General features: G+C 52.0%; 18 protein-coding genes. 11 read left to right on the top strand and 7 right to left on the bottom strand.

Annotated features, from left to right (window positions below):
* Nucleotides 1–1,429: 1,429 nt before the first annotated feature.
* Complete coding sequence (locus E0E17_RS18895; RefSeq protein WP_130835713.1) at nucleotides 1,430–2,017, top strand: hypothetical protein; 588 nt, start codon at nucleotides 1,430–1,432, stop codon at nucleotides 2,015–2,017.
* A 218-nt stretch (nucleotides 2,018–2,235) separates the two neighbouring features.
* On the opposite strand, the gene cybB is transcribed toward E0E17_RS18895, so the two are convergent.
* Nucleotides 2,236–2,772, bottom strand: a complete 537-nt coding sequence (gene cybB, locus E0E17_RS18890) for a cytochrome b561 (RefSeq protein ID WP_130835712.1) — start codon at nucleotides 2,770–2,772, stop codon at nucleotides 2,236–2,238.
* A gap of 278 nt (nucleotides 2,773–3,050) precedes the next feature.
* Between cybB and E0E17_RS18885 the strand changes: the two genes are divergently transcribed.
* From E0E17_RS18885 to E0E17_RS18870, 4 genes are all read left to right on the top strand, one after another.
* Nucleotides 3,051–3,389 carry a hypothetical protein gene (locus E0E17_RS18885; protein WP_130835711.1) on the top strand — a complete coding sequence of 113 codons (339 nt, stop codon included), beginning with the start codon at nucleotides 3,051–3,053 and terminating at the stop codon, nucleotides 3,387–3,389.
* A gap of 233 nt (nucleotides 3,390–3,622) precedes the next feature.
* Nucleotides 3,623–4,897 carry a nucleoside permease gene (locus E0E17_RS18880; protein WP_130835710.1) on the top strand — a complete coding sequence of 425 codons (1,275 nt, stop codon included), beginning with the start codon at nucleotides 3,623–3,625 and terminating at the stop codon, nucleotides 4,895–4,897.
* A gap of 11 nt (nucleotides 4,898–4,908) precedes the next feature.
* Nucleotides 4,909–5,937 (top strand): ADP-ribosylglycohydrolase family protein, encoded by a 1,029-nt coding sequence (locus E0E17_RS18875; RefSeq protein WP_130835709.1) that lies wholly within the window; start codon nucleotides 4,909–4,911, stop codon nucleotides 5,935–5,937.
* Nucleotides 5,924–6,907 carry a PfkB family carbohydrate kinase gene (locus E0E17_RS18870; RefSeq protein ID WP_130835708.1) on the top strand — a complete coding sequence of 328 codons (984 nt, stop codon included), beginning with the start codon at nucleotides 5,924–5,926 and terminating at the stop codon, nucleotides 6,905–6,907. The genes E0E17_RS18875 and E0E17_RS18870 overlap by 14 nt, the downstream gene beginning before the upstream one ends.
* On the opposite strand, the gene E0E17_RS18865 is transcribed toward E0E17_RS18870, so the two are convergent.
* The 6 genes from E0E17_RS18865 to E0E17_RS18840 form a co-directional block, all read right to left on the bottom strand.
* A complete protein-coding gene (locus tag E0E17_RS18865; RefSeq protein ID WP_130835707.1) occupies nucleotides 6,894–7,637 on the bottom strand; it encodes a GntR family transcriptional regulator in 744 nt (247 codons plus the stop codon). The genes E0E17_RS18870 and E0E17_RS18865 overlap by 14 nt on opposite strands.
* 199 nt (nucleotides 7,638–7,836) lie before the next feature.
* The gene (locus E0E17_RS18860) at nucleotides 7,837–8,712 is read right to left on the bottom strand and encodes an ROK family protein (protein WP_130835706.1); all 876 of its coding nucleotides are present in this window, start codon (nucleotides 8,710–8,712) and stop codon (nucleotides 7,837–7,839) included.
* Nucleotides 8,713–8,869: 157 nt separating this feature from the next.
* On the bottom strand, nucleotides 8,870–10,309 hold the full coding sequence (locus E0E17_RS18855; protein WP_130835705.1) for a 6-phospho-beta-glucosidase: 1,440 nt from the start codon (nucleotides 10,307–10,309) through the stop codon (nucleotides 8,870–8,872).
* Between the two features lie 38 nt (nucleotides 10,310–10,347).
* Nucleotides 10,348–10,689 carry a PTS lactose/cellobiose transporter subunit IIA gene (locus E0E17_RS18850; protein ID WP_237680843.1) on the bottom strand — a complete coding sequence of 114 codons (342 nt, stop codon included), beginning with the start codon at nucleotides 10,687–10,689 and terminating at the stop codon, nucleotides 10,348–10,350.
* A complete protein-coding gene (locus tag E0E17_RS18845) occupies nucleotides 10,689–12,008 on the bottom strand; it encodes a PTS sugar transporter subunit IIC (RefSeq protein ID WP_130835704.1) in 1,320 nt (439 codons plus the stop codon). Before E0E17_RS18845 ends, E0E17_RS18850 begins: the two co-directional genes overlap by 1 nt.
* Nucleotides 12,008–12,328 (bottom strand): PTS sugar transporter subunit IIB, encoded by a 321-nt coding sequence (locus E0E17_RS18840; RefSeq protein WP_130835703.1) that lies wholly within the window; start codon nucleotides 12,326–12,328, stop codon nucleotides 12,008–12,010. The genes E0E17_RS18845 and E0E17_RS18840 overlap by 1 nt, the downstream gene beginning before the upstream one ends.
* A 300-nt stretch (nucleotides 12,329–12,628) precedes the next feature.
* On the opposite strand from E0E17_RS18840, the gene E0E17_RS18835 reads away from it, so the two are divergent.
* The 6 genes from E0E17_RS18835 (at nucleotide 12,629) to E0E17_RS18810 (ending at nucleotide 17,588) form a co-directional block, all read left to right on the top strand.
* Nucleotides 12,629–13,651, top strand: coding sequence for a LacI family DNA-binding transcriptional regulator (locus tag E0E17_RS18835; protein WP_130835702.1), 1,023 nt, complete (start codon nucleotides 12,629–12,631; stop codon nucleotides 13,649–13,651).
* A gap of 474 nt (nucleotides 13,652–14,125) precedes the next feature.
* The gene (gene bdcA, locus E0E17_RS18830) at nucleotides 14,126–14,836 is read left to right on the top strand and encodes an SDR family oxidoreductase (protein WP_130835701.1); all 711 of its coding nucleotides are present in this window, start codon (nucleotides 14,126–14,128) and stop codon (nucleotides 14,834–14,836) included.
* Between the two features lie 188 nt (nucleotides 14,837–15,024).
* Nucleotides 15,025–15,276: a type II toxin-antitoxin system Phd/YefM family antitoxin gene (locus tag E0E17_RS18825; RefSeq protein ID WP_130835700.1), complete on the top strand. Its 252-nt coding sequence runs from the start codon at nucleotides 15,025–15,027 to the stop codon at nucleotides 15,274–15,276.
* Nucleotides 15,273–15,560 (top strand): type II toxin-antitoxin system RelE family toxin, encoded by a 288-nt coding sequence (locus E0E17_RS18820; protein ID WP_130835699.1) that lies wholly within the window; start codon nucleotides 15,273–15,275, stop codon nucleotides 15,558–15,560. The genes E0E17_RS18825 and E0E17_RS18820 overlap by 4 nt, the downstream gene beginning before the upstream one ends.
* 484 nt (nucleotides 15,561–16,044) lie before the next feature.
* A complete protein-coding gene (locus tag E0E17_RS18815; RefSeq protein WP_130835698.1) occupies nucleotides 16,045–16,857 on the top strand; it encodes an SDR family oxidoreductase in 813 nt (270 codons plus the stop codon).
* A 134-nt stretch (nucleotides 16,858–16,991) separates the two neighbouring features.
* Nucleotides 16,992–17,588: a TetR/AcrR family transcriptional regulator gene (locus E0E17_RS18810; protein WP_130835697.1), complete on the top strand. Its 597-nt coding sequence runs from the start codon at nucleotides 16,992–16,994 to the stop codon at nucleotides 17,586–17,588.
* Nucleotides 17,589–17,603 lie beyond the last annotated feature (15 nt).

Here is a 17,603-nt window from a genome sequence, read left to right as displayed (position 1 = left end):
GTGGGCTGCTGGCGGTTACAGACCGGTAATCCGTAACCAAACCTGGTCGCTGGCAGCCAGCCGCAGGTGTGTTATGGCGCACAAAAATCTGTCTCAGCAAATAGTGATAATTCTACCTCTGCCTGTAACTGTAGTGGTACAAGAGGGCTGAAGAGCAGGATCGCTGCGTTCAACAACATCCGGGCCTTCCTGAATTAACATACTGATCTGAAGTTAAAAACCTGGAATGAAGGGCAGATTTATACTTATTTCTGCACAGGTTGCTCTCATTTTCTGTGGATAATTGTATCCGCCAGATTGAGGAAGCATTGTCGTTCGCGCGAGAAGATGCTGTCTTACTTGTGACATTCCAGGCGGGATAGCACAGGCTGTTTAAGTGACAACGTCACCTGTTTACAGAAGGATTTTTGCTAATGTCAGTTACAGCTCGCGATACCGGGAGAGGCTGCGGTTGTAAGCGCTACATGAATTCTGAGAAAAGGACAGGGGGGCAACCCGTCAGAATTTACGTAGCGTTGTCATTTTATCATTCCGGTTTACAGCGTCAGACAGCTAACAATACCCTCACGTTTATCATCATAACTTTATATAAGTGCCATTATATTTATTTATCACCATTGAAGACGGAGATTCGGGCGAAGGGATGGAGAGGAGAGTTAACAGCGGATCGGTAAGGTCGTTTTTTTCACGAGAGTTCAGCTGCTGTCATCTGACAAAACGTCATATGCAGGGTACCGGCATAACGCCGCAAAAGTATAAAAACGCACCTGCTGAGTTCACGCTGTCACCCCGGTTACTTGTCAGGCTAAACATTTCAACCTGCCTCTGCATCGAACTCATTGAGCATGTTCCCCTGAGTATCAGCACCATGCGGTTTAGCTTTCAGAATACGGCAATGCAAGGGGCGTGTTTATGACACATTTAATTTAAGCGTAAGCCGCTTTACCGTTTCCCTTTATTTATCTGATCTAATGAATTTTGATTTTTTATTAAGGATAGAAAAATTAAATCAAGCTATTAATATTTAGGTTTAATTCTTTAATAAAGAGTTCCATTAAATAACAGAGGTTTCGCTGTGCCTTGATTTATATTTAAACATCTGTAGGAAAATAATTAAATAGTATTGGACACTTTCGTAACGGAATGATGCTATTTATATCAATCTTCCCTCGACCTGAGGTCTGTATTGCCGCCTTATCCGGTAAATATTCTCCTCAACATGGCGGTTAACGTGATGCGGGCATTGTGTTTCCTCTCTGGAGGGAAACAGTAGGTTCAAATTAAATCCCATACTTATGCAGCTGATAGCCGCGCAAGCGATGCTTTACCCTGCCATACATGCCTCAGCGATCGATTTAAAACCTTTTACGCCCGACTCAACGATAACAAGGCGGGGGCCTATTGCCTGTGCGATGGCAGCACACAAACATTGCAGGGTCTGCCGCAATTTGATGCTGGCGTCAGCGGTGAAATTCGTGCCACGCCGGACGATCACCTCAACAGAGAGCGTATTAACAGCGATAATTTAACCGGTAAGCCCCTTCTTAATATCGGGCCGCAAAACTTCACAGTTAAGATTCCCAATCCTGACACCGGTATTTATCAGCTTTATCAGGTTTATAACGATTCGCTTATTGAACTGCCTCCGGTCACGCTATCCAGTGCCGTGCCGGATTACGTTGATGTAAATGACAAACAATATATTAATACGCGCGTAGCTTCCGTCAGTAAAGGCACCCTGAATGTCGCCATCGGCAATGATAATGCGGCACCTGATGCCAGTATTAACCGCTGTGACGCTAGCGCCTGTGACGGCGGCAATGTAATCAATAATCGCGCCGAAACCCGCAAAATTTCACTGCAAAATGTCACGCTCAACGTGAACCGTGGCACCGCGATTCGCTCTGCCATTTCGTTCGATCCTGATGGCAGCGCTACGATCAATGTCGGCGCAGAGGCGACCCCGGTTACCGGTTTGCGCAGGAGGATGGTTCTGTCATCCACAACGATCTGGTGATCGGGAAAAATTATGCCATTGCCGTTTCCGGCGCAGGTACAGGCCGGTTCTGCTACCGGGGCCAGTGAGCGCTTTGATAGTGGTAAATCCAGGGCCCGGCTGTTAAAAAAGCTGAGAAGACGTTTCGTCAGTTCGCGGATACTTATCCTCACACCGCGCAGCAAACCTGCCCCCTCAGCCGGGCAAACCAGAATCAGGCTGAGGCTGCCGGTATCCTGTCAGCGGCTGCGTCGGGGCAACATTCGCACCAGCGTATTGTCGCGCAGGCAATAATGATGAAACAGCGCGGCCAGCGCATGCAGGCCAATAAGCCAGTAGCCTGCCGGGGCCAGGATTTTGTGCCAGTGAATCAATACGGCAGCAACTTCTGGAGCCGGAGGCTGCGCTACCGGCATGCTTATGCCAAACAGCCACCATTCTCTGCCGCTCAGGTAGCGCGAACTGAGGGCCAGGGCAGGTAAAAGGATAAACAGCGCGTAAATGGCAGCATGAACCAGATGAGCCAGGCCGCTCTGCCAGGGACGTGCTGGCGGCGTAATGGCAGGCGTTGTAAAGCGGGTACGCAGACAGAGACGCGTCAGCATTACCAGCAATACACAGAATCCGGCGCTAAAATGGGTGATAATTATCGCACGACCCTGCCAGGAGCCGCGCACGGCGAAACCGCGCAGTTCAATGGTCATATACGCGACAGCCAGCAACAGCACCGTCAGCCAGTGGAACAAAATTTGGGGGGCTGCATAGTTATTTCGCATTTTTATCTCAGTAATGATCTGGCGTTAGCACAGCCCTTTCAGGGCATTATCCATCCGTTTTTTGTCAGCGCAGCTGTTATATCGACTGAGCACAGGTTATTAAAGTTCGATTTTCCTGTAAAATATTGAATGTTAAAATTTTAACAGGCGACAGGCTCGCCGCTTTGTTTGAGAGCGTGCGGCCGTTCTGTCATAAATGTCCGCCCGGTGTTTTAATGCACCCGACCGATTTTCAGCTGACTCCCTCGGGTCGGCCTTTATTTATATGCTGGTATACCATGTCGTTTTTCAAACTCTCTTTTATCCTTCCGCTCGCGGCCTGTGCTGGCCTGCTCGCCTGGTGGCTGATGCCCCATTACACGCATGAAGAAGAGGCCTATTACGTCTCCGTTTTTTGCGCCATTCGCCACGATGACAGTCAGCGTTTCCAGTCAGATATGCAGGCCGTCATCGAAGGGAGTAACTCCGACTATGCGCTGCAGAAAATCCACTACCTGCCGGATCTTGGCGAGAAGGTATTCAGCATCTGGGAACAGCTCGCGCCAGAGGAAAAAGCGGCTGTTTTCCGCACCCCTGACGGCTGTCGTCAGCTGATGGGAGAGCGTATCAGCCGTTAATATTTTCGCGTACCTCAGTTACGCTGCCTGTGACTGAGGTAGAAATCATCCGTTATCTCCTTGCAGGCCTGCTGCACACGCCTTCGCTGTCGCCTGTCCCGCTTCCGCTTTACCACTCAGGTTAACCATAAGGTAAAAATCTGTGAAGCAGCGCAAACCATCAGTCATTGGTATTACAAAGGTATCTTCAATGGTGTTAGTTTGGTGTTACCAACACCGGGGAGCTTTAATCAATGAAAACTAAAATTCCAAAGCTGTCGTTTATGATGTTTCTTGAGTGGTTTATCTGGGGGGCATGGTTTGTGCCGCTGTGGGCGTTTCTCAGCAAAAACGGCTTTACGCCGGTTGAGATTGCCTGGTGCTACGCCTGTACTTCCATTGCCGCTATTCTGTCGCCGATCCTGGTGGGCTCGCTGGCCGACCGCTTCTTCCAGGCGCAGAAAGTTTTGTCCTTACTGATGATAGTCGGGTCGATATTGATGTACCTGGCCGCGCAGCAAACACATTTTGGCGGCTTCTTTCCGCTGCTGCTGCTGTATGCGCTGACTTACATGCCCACGATTGCGCTGACTAACAGTATTGCCTTCTCTCACGTAGGCGATGTGGAAAGCGATTATCCGCGCATCCGCCTGATGGGCACCATTGGCTGGATCGCCTCGGGCATCGTCTGTGGCTTCCTGCCGCCACTGCTTGGCTTTGGCGATATCTCTGCCAGCAACGTTCCTTTGCTGATTACCGCCGCCAGCTCGTTCGTGCTGGGGGTATTTGCCCTGACTCTGCCAGCCACCGAACCGAAAAGCACCGGCAAATTCAGCCTGCGCGTCGCATTGGGTCTTGATGCGTTGCACCTGCTGAAAGATCGCAGCTTCCTCGTCTTTTTTGTCTGTTCGTTCCTGTTCAGCATGCCGCTGGCCTTCTATTACATTTTTGCTGAAGGCTTTCTGACCGAGGTGGGTCTGCCGCACGCTACCGGCTGGATGACGCTGGGACAGGTTTCCGAAATCTTCTTCCTGCTGGCGCTGCCATTCTTTATCAAACGCTTCGGTATCGGCAAAGTGCTGCTGCTTGGCCTGGTGACGGCCGCACTGCGTTACGTGTTTTTTGTCTTTGGCGGCGATCAAAACGTGCTGACCATGGGGCTGCTGTTTATGGGCATCCTGCTACACGGCGTGAGCTACGATTTCTATTTCATCACCGCCTACATTTACGTGGACAAGAAAGCGCCGGTGGAGATGCGTAATGCTGCTCAGGGTCTGATTACGCTGGCCTGTCAGGGAATTGGCAGCCTGCTCGGTTATCGTCTTGGCGGCTACCTGATGCAGGAGATGTTCGCTCATGATCAGCCGGTTAACGGCCAGACTTTCAACTGGGCGGGGATGTGGATGTTCGGCAGCATCATGATCGTGATCATCACCATTGCCTTTATCGTGCTGTTCCGGGACGGTAAAAAACGCAGCGATGAATTAACCGCCTTCGAACAAACAGCAACGGCTGACAGCCATAAGTAAGAGATATAACCATGACGATGACACTCCAGGAAAAACGGATTTTGGGCGCGTTTTATGGCCAGGCACTGGGCGATGCGATGGGAATGCCATCGGAACTCTGGCCGCGCAGCCGTGTGAAACAGCATTTTGGCTGGATCGATCGCTTTCTGCCCGGCCCGGCAGAAAACAATGCTGCCTGCTACTTTGGCCGCGCGACCTTTACCGACGATACCTCAATGGCGCTGGCGTTAGCCGATGCCATTATTACGCACGAAGGGGCAATTATTCCGGAAACCATCGGTGCCTACATTCTGCGCTGGGCAGAGGCGTTCGACGCCTTCAACAAAAATGTCCTCGGGCCGACCTCTAAAATCGCCCTTCACGCGCTGAAAAGCGGTACGCCGGTGGCGCAGCTGGAGAACAATGGATTAACTAACGGCGCGGCGATGCGCATAGCGCCGCTCGGTTGTCTGCTACCGGCAAAGCATCCGGATCTCTTTATCGAGGCAGTGGCGCTGGCCTCCAGCCCGACGCATAAATCAGATGTGGCGATTGCCGGTGCCACGGTGATCGCCTGGGCGGTTTCACGGGCGATTGAGGGCGCCAGCTGGGCGACGATTCGCGATGAGCTGCCGGCGATTGCGCGCGCCGCGCAGGAAAAACGCATCACCACCTTCAGCGCCTCGATGGCGGCACGCACAGAGCTGGCATTGAGCGTGGTCGCGCAGGGCAGGGGAGTAGAATCCACCATGCAGCAGATTTACGATCTGGTTGGCACCGGGACCAGCACCATTGAATCGGTGCCCGCCGCGATTGCCATGGTTGAGCTGTCCGGCACCGATCCCAATCGCTGTGCGATTCTCTGCGCTAACCTTGGCGGCGACACCGACACCATCGGGGCTATGGCAGTCGCCATTTGCGGGGCGTTACATGGCATTGATGCCATCGATGCCAACCTGAAAGATGAACTGAACGCGGTCAACGCTCTTGATTTTACCCGTTACAGCAGCGCATTTATCCGTTTCCGCCAGCAGCGCGAGGCCGCCTGTGCTGATACCTGACGATCTTTCAAAACTGAACGGGCAGCTGCCGGTGTGCGTGATAGGGGCAGCGGTTGTTGATGTCATTGCTGAGGCTGATGCTTTGCCGCTCCGCGGCAGCGATATTGAACTTCATCAGCAGGGTGTCAGTGTAGGCGGCTGTGCGCTGAATGTGGCCATTGCGCTGCACCGGCTCGGTATTCCGTCGATCAACGCGCTGCCGCTCGGCAAGGGCATCTGGGCCAGCATCGTGCGGCAGAAGCTGACGGAATATGGCATCAGCAGCGTGCTGGAGACTGCGCAAGGGGACAATGGCTGGTGTCTGGCGCTGGTGGAGCCGGATGGCGAGCGTACATTCCTGTCAGTCAGTGGTGTGGAAAATCAGTGGGATACCGCACTGCTCAATACCCTGCCGCAGCCCGATCATCGCTGGATCTACCTTTCCGGCTATCAGCTCATCAGCAAAAGCGGCGAGGTGCTGACAGCGTGGCTTGAACAGCAAACGTCACCTTATCAGCTGCTGGTAGACTTTGGACCGCGCCTGGCTGATATCAGCGCTGCGCAGTTTGATCGCATTATGGCGCTGCAACCGCTGATTACCGTAAACAGGCAGGAGGCGGAACTGCTGTGGCAGGAACGTCTTGGCCTCAGCGCGCCCTTTACGGCTGACGGTTTTATGTCCCGCTGGCAGCAGCGTTTTGGTGGAGGGGCGCTGGTGGTGCGGCTCGACAGTGAAGGGGCGGGGTATGTCGATAGTGAAACCCAGGGCTGGATCCCGGCGCTGACCACCCGCGTCGTAGATACCATCGGCGCGGGTGACAGCCATGCAGGCGGGCTGCTGGCCGGACTCGCTTCAGGCTGGTCGTTGGCGGATAGCGTTACGCTTGGCAATACCGTGGCATCCTATGTGGTAGCGCAGCGCGGCGGTGACTGTGCGCCCGATCGCGCCGCTCTGAAGACATACTGGCAGCAGCGCCTTACTCAGCAATAAACACGTACATATCGCTACGGCAGTAACTGATACTGTATTCCAGCGGATTGCCTTGCGCGTCAAGCGCCAGCTGTTTGATCACCAGCACCGGCACATTGTCGGGCAGGGCAATCTGCTGCTGCAAAGCCTCATCCGGCATGCGCGCGCTCACTCTGCTTTGCGATTTCACCGGCAGCACATTGTGACGCTGAAAGTAGTCATAGAGGGAGATGCCGATGTCATCGGCGTCAGCGATAAAGCGTGTCGGCACCCAGGATTCCTCCACCGAGACCGCCTGCTGATCTACATAGCGAATGCGCTTCAGCAGATAGACCTCGCTGCCTTTATTCAGGCCCAGCTTCTCGCCAATCTCTGCACTGCAGGGGATTTTGCTCTTGTTGATCCACACTGTATCGGGCTTTTTGCCGCGTAATACCGCCTGCTGCGACAGACCTTTCGGCTCTTTCAGCGAATATTCAAACTGGCTGCAAATCTGCGTACCGTAGCCGCGCGAGCGGGACACCACGCCTTCTTTCTCCAGCGCATCCATCGCTTTACGCACGGTAATGCGCGAAATATTCAGCGACTGGCTGAATTCGCGTTCACCCGGCAGGATCTCTTCATGTACCAGCGTACCGTCGCGCACCGCCTCTTTAATAGCCGTGGCAAAACGTTTATACAGCGGGGTGCGACTTTCTGCGGTCAGAGCAGAGCTAAGCCGTGAGAGGATTGCGCTGGGTTGAATGGTCATATCAGGCGGTAACACTTATTCCATAAGCTGTAGGTAGAGCTATGATACTGGAAATGCCCCTGCCGCGAAGCATATTTCTGGCTTCAGGCAGGAGCGCGCTGGACCCATCTGGCAATAGCTACTCGCTCACCGGACGTCATGTAGTAATGGTGTCCTGCTCAATCTGAGCAAGATTTTGCATTGCGGCCCGGTTGCTAAATCATTCGTGCTGGCTGGAGATAAAATGATAAACGGCACCAGGCAGGCCAGCGCTGTTGCCGTGCTGCGCCTTTGTTACCTCAGCGGGAATACCATAGCGATCCAGATATTCTTTTACTTCATCAATAAACTGCGGGCGTTCGGTTATTCCGCCACCAGGGAAAATACATTCAGGATCGAAGATATGTGAGAGGTTAAAAATACCTGCGCAAATATCCTGAAAAAATTGCGTGACCAGCGATGTGCAGACGGAATCACCGCGATCATATTTTTCAAAAATCTCCTCACCGCTGACTTCTTCCAGTGTTTTACCGCTATGCGCGGCATAGCGTCCGCGCAACACCGTCAGTGTGCAGATCTCATGCAGGGTGTATTTCATCAGCCGATCGGCACGGGGGCGTTCATTCAACCTATAACCGAACTCACCCGCACTGAAGCGATGACCATGTACCAGCGCGCCATTACAGAAGATGGCACCACCGATGCCGGTACCGATAGTCATCATCAGAAAATCTGACATGCTCCGGGCTTTACCCAACCAGCGCTCAGCCAGTAAGGCGCAATTGGCATCATTTTCCACCGTAACCGGCAGGGCGGTTTTCTGGCTCAGCCACGCCTGCAAATGGGAATGATCGAAATCGCGGATAGCGCCACCCATAGTAATAAAACCGGTGTGCGGATTAACATAACCCGGCGCGCTTACTGCAATACCGCCGCAATCAGGATGGGTTTCCAGCCAGGCCAGTAAGCCCGCAAGAATTTTTTCGCCGGAAAAGTGAGGGATATCCTGCTTTGCTTTAGTAAGAATGTCACCTTTTTCAGTAACTACCCCCATTTTCAGGGCAGTGCCGCCAATATCAAATGCCGCAATTTTCACATCATATTCTCCGCTGATACCCGCATGTTGTGGCTGTAACAGATGGAATTCAGGATTGCATTCAAATGGCGTGTTCAGAAATATCCGTCAGGTCCGGGCTACGCCATCACAACCTTCATTGTCGTGACGTCAGGGTGCCAGACCTGACGGGTTTGATTTACAGCGTTTCACCATTGGTAGCGATGACTGTCTTGTACCAGTCAAAGCTTTTCTTTCTGGCGCGGGAGAAATCACCGGTTCCGTCATCATTGCGGTTCACATAGATAAAACCGTAACGCTTGCTGTACTGGCCTGTGCCAAATGACACGCAGTCAAGGCATCCCCAGGGCGTAAAGCCCATAAGATCCACCCCGTCTTCCAGCACTGCTTTCTTCATTTGCTCGATGTGCTCACGCAGATAGGAAATGCGGTAATCATCATTGATTTCGCCATCAGCCCCGACTTTATCTACAGCGCCGAAGCCATTTTCCACGATAAACAGGGGCTTCTGGTAACGTTCATAGAGCAGGTTGAGGGTATAACGCAGGCCAACCGGATCAATTTGCCAGCCCCAGTCTGACGCCTGCACATGCGGATTTTTACGGCTGCCGGGAAACGCTTCCAGCGGCGTGTTCCCAGGCTGCGCGGCGGAGGGGTGCTCAACCGCATTGCTCATGTAGTAACTGAACCCGAGATAGTCGGTGCAGCCCTCACGCAGCGTCTGCTCATCTTCAGGCTCCATCCGGATGTTGAAACCGCGTAATGTCCACTCTTTCTTGATATAAGAGGGGTAAGCGCCCCGCATATGTACATCACCAAACAGATAGCGTTCGCGCATCGCCTGATGCGCATACATCACATCATCCGGATGGCAGGACCAGGGATAGAGCGGGACCATCGCCAGCATGCAGCCGATTTTGAAGTCCGGGTTAATGGCATGACCCAGTTTGACCACTTTTGCGCTGGCAACAAACTGATGGTGCAACACCTGATACATCACTTCTTCCGGATTTTCGTGATCGGTAAAAATCACACCGGAATTACTGTAGCCATACAGAGGTTTACGCCAGTTACGCTGATTGTTGATCTCATTAAACGTCATCCAGTATTTCACTTTGTGCTTATAACGCTCCAGCACCACTTCGCTGTAACGGACAAAGAGATCGATCAACGCGCGGTTAAGCCAGCCGCCATACTGCCTGACAAGATGAAGAGGCATTTCAAAGTGAGAAAGGGTAATAACCGGTTCTATGCCGTTTTTCAGCAGCTCATCAAACAGATCGTCATAGAAACGCAGACCCGCTTCATTTGGCTCAGCTTCATCCCCTTTTGGGAAAATCCGTGTCCATGCAATGGAGGTGCGAAAACATTTAAAGCCCATTTCGGCAAACAGGGCGATATCTTCCTTGTAGCGATGATAAAAATCGGTCGCCAGATGGTTGGGATAGTGTTTGCCTTCAATGATGCCATCGGTGATCTCACGGTCAACGCCGTGGGCACCACCGGTCAGAACATCAACAATGCTGGGGCCTTTGCCATCTTCGTTCCAGCCACCTTCCACCTGATGGGCAGCAACGGCGCCGCCCCATAAAAATCCTGCGGGTAACTTGCCAGACATAATCCTTCCTTTCATCAGATCAACGACGTCTCAACGCATTAATGCGTATGTTTTTTTACCAGTTCGTGCATCTCGCGATGCAGATAAATTAACTCTTCCACTAAATCACGGCACAACATGGCATTCATTAAGTGATCCTGTGCATGAACCATGATCAGATTTACCGGGATTTTGCCGCAGCCTTCATCCGCCCCGATCAGTGCTGTCTGGATCTTATGGGCATTCCGCGCCGCTTCGCGGGCACTCTCCAGCAGGGCGTCGGCTTCATGCCAGTGATGCTGGCGGGCTTCCTGCAAAGCCTGCATCGCCGAAGAGCGCGCTTCGCCAGCATGGATGATGAGTTCCATCACCGTACTTTCCATCTCTTCCTGAGTCTGCATTATTTCATCTCCTCAGCCAGCGTCGTTCCGGTTGCCATTTCCGCTTCCTGTGCCAGAAGCTGGCGCTCATACATTTTGAAGAACGGGTAGTAAATCAGGGTGGATATTCCGATCAGGACAATCACCAGTACCACTGCCCGCCAGTCCCAGCCGGTAGACCAGGCTGCGCCAATGGGGCCTGGCGTTGTCCAGGGCGCCAGCGATATAACATGATTAATCAGATTGGTACGGGTTGCCGTCCAGGCGATCACGGCATTAATCAACGGCGTGGTGATGAACGGAATAAACAGCAATGGATTCATCACAACCGGTGAGCCAAAGATGATTGGTTCATTGATATTGAACATGCCGGGCACCAGGCCGAGACGGCCAATGGAACGCAGATGCGCTGAACGGCTGCGCAGATAAAGCAGTACCAGCCCCATAGTGGCACCAGAGCCGCCAACAGTAATAAAGAATTGCCAGAACGGCTCGATAAAGATTTTTGGAATTGCCTCACCGGCAGTTAATGCCTCCTGGTTTAACCCCAGGTTGCTCAGCCAGAAAGCCTGCAGTATTCCGCCTACGATAGCCGCACCATGAATACCTGCGAACCACAGCAGGTGACAAAGTAATACAGCAATTAATACCGCTGGCAGCGAATCAGCAGCTGAAATAATGGGCGAGAAAACCGCCATGATGGCCTGTGGCAACAGCAATCCCAGATGACTTTCCAGAAACAGATTAAGCGGGTACAGCGTTAAAAAGATCACCATGATGGGAATCAGCAAATCAAAAGATTGCCTGATCTTTGGCGGTACCTGTTCCGGCAATTTAAATCCGATGTTGTATTTCACCAGAACATGCATCACTTCTGTACAGTAAAGACTGATCAGAATGGCTGTAAAAATTCCCTCACCGCCGAGGGAGGAAATGGAGAGAGCACCCTCTTTTTGCGGCGCAGCGACCACCAGAAAAGCCATCAGTGAAAGCAGGGCGGCCATCAGTCCATTAAGCTTGTAACTTTGCGCCAGGTTATAGGCAATGGCACCGGTGATGAAAATAGCCATAATGCCCATGGTCATGTTATAGGGCATCATCAGTTGATCGTTGTACTGCTTAACGATACCCAGCCACCATTTGGCAAATCCCCACTGGCTGTTTTCACTGAAAGGCGGATGAGAAAACAACAACATAAATGAGCCAACAATCAGAAATGGCATTGACGCAATAAAACCATCTTTGATTGCCACGACATGCCTTTGCGACGACAAACGTGCGGCTATTGGGCTGATGCGATTTTCAATCATCCCAAACAATGAGTCAGCCAGTGTGCTCATCAGGCCCCCCTGTGAGAGTCAATGAGTGAAAGGGCAGATTTGAGAATTTTTTCACCGTTGAGCATACCGTAATCCATAGTATTAATAACGGCGACGGGTTTATTATATTCACCCGCACAGCTCTGGAAATCAGTGAGCTTATATTTTATTTGTGGCCCAAGCAGGCAGCAGTCGTAGTCAACAATTTTTTCGCTGAATTCTTCTGTTCCGACTGCTGCAATGCTGGCGTCAATACCAAGCTGAACTGCTGCCTTTTCCATTCTCTGAACCACCATGCTGGTGGACATTCCTGCAGAACAACAGAGTAATATTTTAACCATGTAACCCTCCTTTTTTGCTAAATTTTTACGCACCGAAAACAGAATCTGCAACCGGTTTCAGATTGTGTTTTTGTTTTTGTGATCCATAACGCAATCAAGAGTTTTATTATTAATCTGAAAAAATAAGATAAATCTGCAACCGGTTTCATATTTGCAATGAATAAACGCCTGAAATTTAATTGCATTCGTGTTCCTCTGTCACAGAGATGCTGTTCAGGCGTGCTGATGGCAGAAAGAAAAGGCGGTTTAACCGGCAGGATTTTTAGTTACAATGTAAACCCGGGCTGAAAAGGACACTGAATGACTACCATGCTAGATGTTGCCAAACGCGCTGGCGTTTCAAAGGCAACCGTATCCCGCGTACTGGCCGGGCACAACTATGTCTCCAAAACGGTTCGTGACAGAGTGATGCTGGCGATAGAGGAGATGGGTTATCGCCCAAATCTGCTGGCACGTAATCTGGCAACCAATCGCTCCCACAGTATCGGTCTGATGGTGCCGAACACCCTTTATCATGGCCCTTTTTTCAGTGAGTTACTGTTTCAGGTGGCAACCCTGACCGAACAGTTGGGTTCGCAACTGGTGCTCGCCGATGGAAAGCACAATGCCGGGCAGGAGCGACAGGCTATCAGCTTCCTCGTCGACAGCCGCTGCGATGCTGTCATCATTTATGCCAGATATCTGAGCGTGGAGGATCTTGACGCGCTTATTCCGACAATCAGTAAGCCCCTTATCATCCTTAACCGCCGCCTGAAAAAATTTCCGCAATACTCCGTCTGTGCGGATCATGAAAGTGATACTGTCAATGCGGTGAATTACCTTATCCGGCAGGGGCACAGGGATATTGCCTTCATTAAAGGCCTCGAAAATTCCCGGACGGGTATCAGCCGCTTAAAGGGGTATTTAGCGGCGTTGAAGGAAAACCATATTCCGGTTAATGATTCATTAATACTGGATGGCTGCTGGACCATTGACAGCGGTAAAAGAGCCGCTATGGCATTATTAGAGAGAAAGGCGACCTTTTCAGCCATAGTGGCCAGTAATGACGATATGGCAATGGGGGCGGCTTATTCGCTGAATGCTGCAGGAAAAGTGCTGCCCGGGGATGTGTCCTTATTGAGTTTTGATGATAACCCCGTTGCCTCCTGTTTTATTCCGGCTCTGACAACGGTGCATGTACCTGTTCAGGAAATGGTCTCAAGTGCGCTGATGCAGTTATCCAGAATGCTGGATGGTGAGGACGTTAAACCGTTACCTTTAATGAGCGGGAAATTGATTGTACGTCAGTCAGTCTGTACCGGGCCCTATTACCACGCAGACTGAAATAAGCATTTAACCCGGTCCTGAACGGTGATCACTGAGCTTGCGCAGCCAGACCTCTGGATAATAGCCGCTGGCATCCTGCAAGGCTCAGTTCACGGCTCAACCCTCTTTTCAGGAACAGGCCGAATCAGGTGACAGGTAAACTGTGCGCATTGCAGATGCCCCAGCCAATCTCGCTGACCCGCCAGATCAGATTTCGCAGCTTCCGGACAGATCTGGCGATCCTCGCATGTTGCAATCGCATAGCCGCCTCTCTGGTTTACCCGGATTTTCCATGACGTCTCTTTGCTGAGCAGCCCGCCTATATCAACGCCCCGCACAGTTACATAATTTCCAGCGACCGTTCCGGATCAAACCGGTAGAGACGTATCAGGGGATACGACCTTATTGTAGTGATCACTACATTAATCATTGACAATCTGATCCTTTGAATAATATTTTAATGATCACTACAATATTATTGAGGAAATGAGGATGCGATTTTTAAACAATTCTGTGCTGGTGCTGGGCGGGAGCCGGGGTATTGGCGCAGCAATCGTGCGGCGTTTTGCCTCTGAAGGCGCTTTGGTGGTGTTCAGCTATGCCGGGTCGCGTGAGGCGGCGCTACAGCTGGCGCAGGAAACCGGAAGTAAAGCCGTACTGACGGACAGTTCCGATCGTGATGCTGTGATTGAACGGGTGCGTAATGCCGGTCCACTGGATGTGTTGGTAGTCAACGCAGGCATTGCGATCTTTGGTGATGCGCTGGAGCAGGACAGCGACGCGACAGACCGCTTATTCCGTATCAATATCCATGCGCCTTATCATGCCGCCGTCGAAGCCGCCCGTCAGATGCCAGAAGGTGGCCGTATCATTATAATCGGCTCTGTAAATGGAGACCGGATGCCTGTACCGGGAATGGCATCCTATGCTGTCAGCAAATCAGCCCTGCAGGGGCTGGCACGCGGTCTGGCCCGGGATTTGGGGCCGCGCGGAATTACGATAAACGTGGTGCAGCCCGGTCCTGTCGATACGGATGCCAATCCGGCAGAAGGACCGATGAAAGAGCTTATGCACAGTTTTATGGCTATTAAACGCCACGGCCGGCCGGAAGAAGTGGCTGGTATGGTCGCATGGCTTGCCGGGCCAGAAGCCTCGTTTGTGACGGGAGCTATGCACACGATAGATGGTGCATTTGGTGCCTGAATGGGAATCTGCATAAGGACATTCAGAAGGCCAGACAATCCGCTGATGCGCTTATGCTGACATGAAAAAGGTCAGCCAATATCCAGTTGCTGTCTGAAGCCGCGCAGATTTCTGCGAACCTGACATGACTGGTTAACAGGTCTTCATCCTGCTATGATAAAGACCTGTTAACCAGTCATGGAGTGCCTATGCCACACATTATTTTAAGCGATACCAGTGCCAGCGTCAGCGAACTGAAGAAAAATCCGATGGCCACTGTTAATGCAGGAGATGGTTACCCGGTAGCCATTCTCAACCGCAACCAGCCCGCATTCTATTGCGTTCCTGCTGAACTTTATGAACAGATACTTGATGCGCTGGACGATCAGGATCTCGTTAAATTAGTGAATGAGCGTAGCAACCAGCAGTTACTGGATGTCAATCTGGACGCCTTCTTGTGACTTATACGGTCAAATTCAGGGAAGAAGCTTTCAAGGAGTGGCAGAAGCTGGACAAAACTCTCCAGCAGCAATTTGCTAAAAAGCTGAAGAAGTGTTGTGAGAATCCGCATATTCCATCTGCCAAACTCCGTGGGATCAAGGACTGCTACAAAATCAAACTGCGGGCGTCCGGTTTTCGACTGGTTTACCAGGTAATAGATGATCAACTGATCGTTGCCGTAGTGGCTGTTGGTAAACGTGAGCGCAGTAATGTTTATAACCTTGCCAGCGAGAGAATGCGGTAGGGACTGGGTTTAACCGTAATCAGAAAGCGTGATGTGAATGTGTATTTAACATAATCAATATTATGCGCACTAGTGGCGGGTTACGTCATTTAACGCTTCAGCTGACAGATGCAACAGCGCCCTGCCATAAAATTCCGGTGAGCTCACGCTTTCAGTATCCGTACGAAGCGGCGGGTTGGTAAATCCGGGCTTAATCGTTATCCTGCTTTACGGCATTCTGCACAAACCGCAGAGCGCCTCTTGCCTTTCACTTAAAGACGCCTCGCCCCGATGCTGGACTGAAAGGGGTTTATCGCATACCAGGCGTAAGCTGTGTCGATTTTCAAATAATATCAAGAAGCTGGCTGAAGCAGGCTACCGGGGCTGGTTCGTTGTCGAGGCTGTTCAGGCCAACCAAATACCTTGCCCTTCAGTATACCCGTATTGGCTGTGACACCCCTGCGCTAAGCGCGGCAGGATACACACTCGTTCAGGGAGTAATCTGATGACAATGTTGTTAGCAGGAAAAGTCGCCGTGGTCACCGGCGGAACACAGGGATTGGGTGCCGCGATCGCCTCTCATTTTATCCGTCAGGGTGCTGCCGGTGTGGTGATATGCGGCAGGAATCAGGAAAAAGGTGAAGCCCTTGCGGCAAGACTGAACGCCGAAGGTGAAACCCGCGTGGATTTTGTCCGCACGGATTTAACATCCGTTGCAGAATGCCGGCAGTTAATCGCCAGAACAGATGAATTATATGGTCGGCTGGATATCCTGGTTAATGCGGCCGCCATGACCGATCGCGGCACCATTCTGGATACAGACCCTGAACTTTTCGATCAGATTTTTGCAACCAATGTTCGCGGCCCGTTTTTCCTGATGCAGGAAGCGATCAAGATAATGCGCCGTGAAAACATTCAGGGAAGCATTGTGAACATCTGCTCAATGTCAGCGCTGGCCGGGCAGTCGTTTATTGCGGCTTACTGCTCATCCAAAGGCGCACTGGCCACCTTAACCCGTAATACCGCCTATGCGTTATTACGCAACCGTATCCGTGTAAATGGCCTGAATATCGGCTGGATGGCGTCTGAAGGCGAAGACCGCATCATGAAACAGTATCATGGCGCGGAAGATAACTGGCTGCAAAAGGCCGCTGCTGAACAACCTTTTGGCCGCCTGATACAACCTGAAGAAGTCGCCCGCGCCGTGGCGTTTCTCGCCAGTGAAGAGTCCGGCCTGATGACAGGCTCTGTGATTAATTTCGATCAGACTGTCTGGGGGGGTTACGATCAGGCCCCCCTGCCAGCTTCCCCACTCTGAATTCTCTTCCCATCAGCCTGCCAGCGGCAGGCTGTTTTCATTGCCCGCGGCATGGCGCTTGCGTCTTCTTCTGACCAGCACTAAAATAGGAACCAATCAGTTCACATATCACCTTACTTTAACCGGGATGACCGATGGCAAATCAGACTGGCCCTGGACGTCCGCGCGAATTCGACCTCAACGATGCTGCACGCGACGCCATGAACGTCTTTTGGGACCATGGTTATGAAGGGGCCTCTCTGCCCGATCTGATCGCAGGCACCGGGCTGTCGCGCGGCAGCCTCTACAAAGCCTTTGGCGACAAGCGCGGACTGCTGCTGGCGGCACTGGATCAATACATCAGCGCAGGCCTGAAAGCGACTGCCGATATCCTGTCGCAGCCGGGCTCTGCCCGGACGGCAATTCGTGAGTCGCTGCTGCGCTATGCTGCCCTCTCCTCCAATCAGGAGGGGCGGCGCGGCTGCTTCGTAGTGGCCATGGCAACGGAAATGGCTGCGCAGGATGCAGAGATTGCAGAGCGAACAGGACGCATGTTCCGGCGTCTGCAGCAACTTTTTGCCGGGGCTATCGTTCGTGCCCAGGCAAGTGGCGAAATTCCCGATCGCGATGAGCAGGCGATGGCCCGCACCCTGGTCTGCCTGATGCAGGGAATGCGTGTGCTGGGAAAAACTGGTGTATCTGAGGCGGATATGGTCAGGATAGTGGATCACACCCTGCGTATTCTCGACTGATCCTTATTTTTACAC

Origin of the sequence: [Erwinia] mediterraneensis (assembly GCF_900604315.1) — a bacterium.
GTDB classification, from domain to species: domain Bacteria; phylum Pseudomonadota; class Gammaproteobacteria; order Enterobacterales; family Enterobacteriaceae; genus Pantoea; species Pantoea mediterraneensis_A.
Note: the sequence above shows the minus strand (reverse complement) of the source record. Positions and strands in the feature narration are given on the sequence as shown.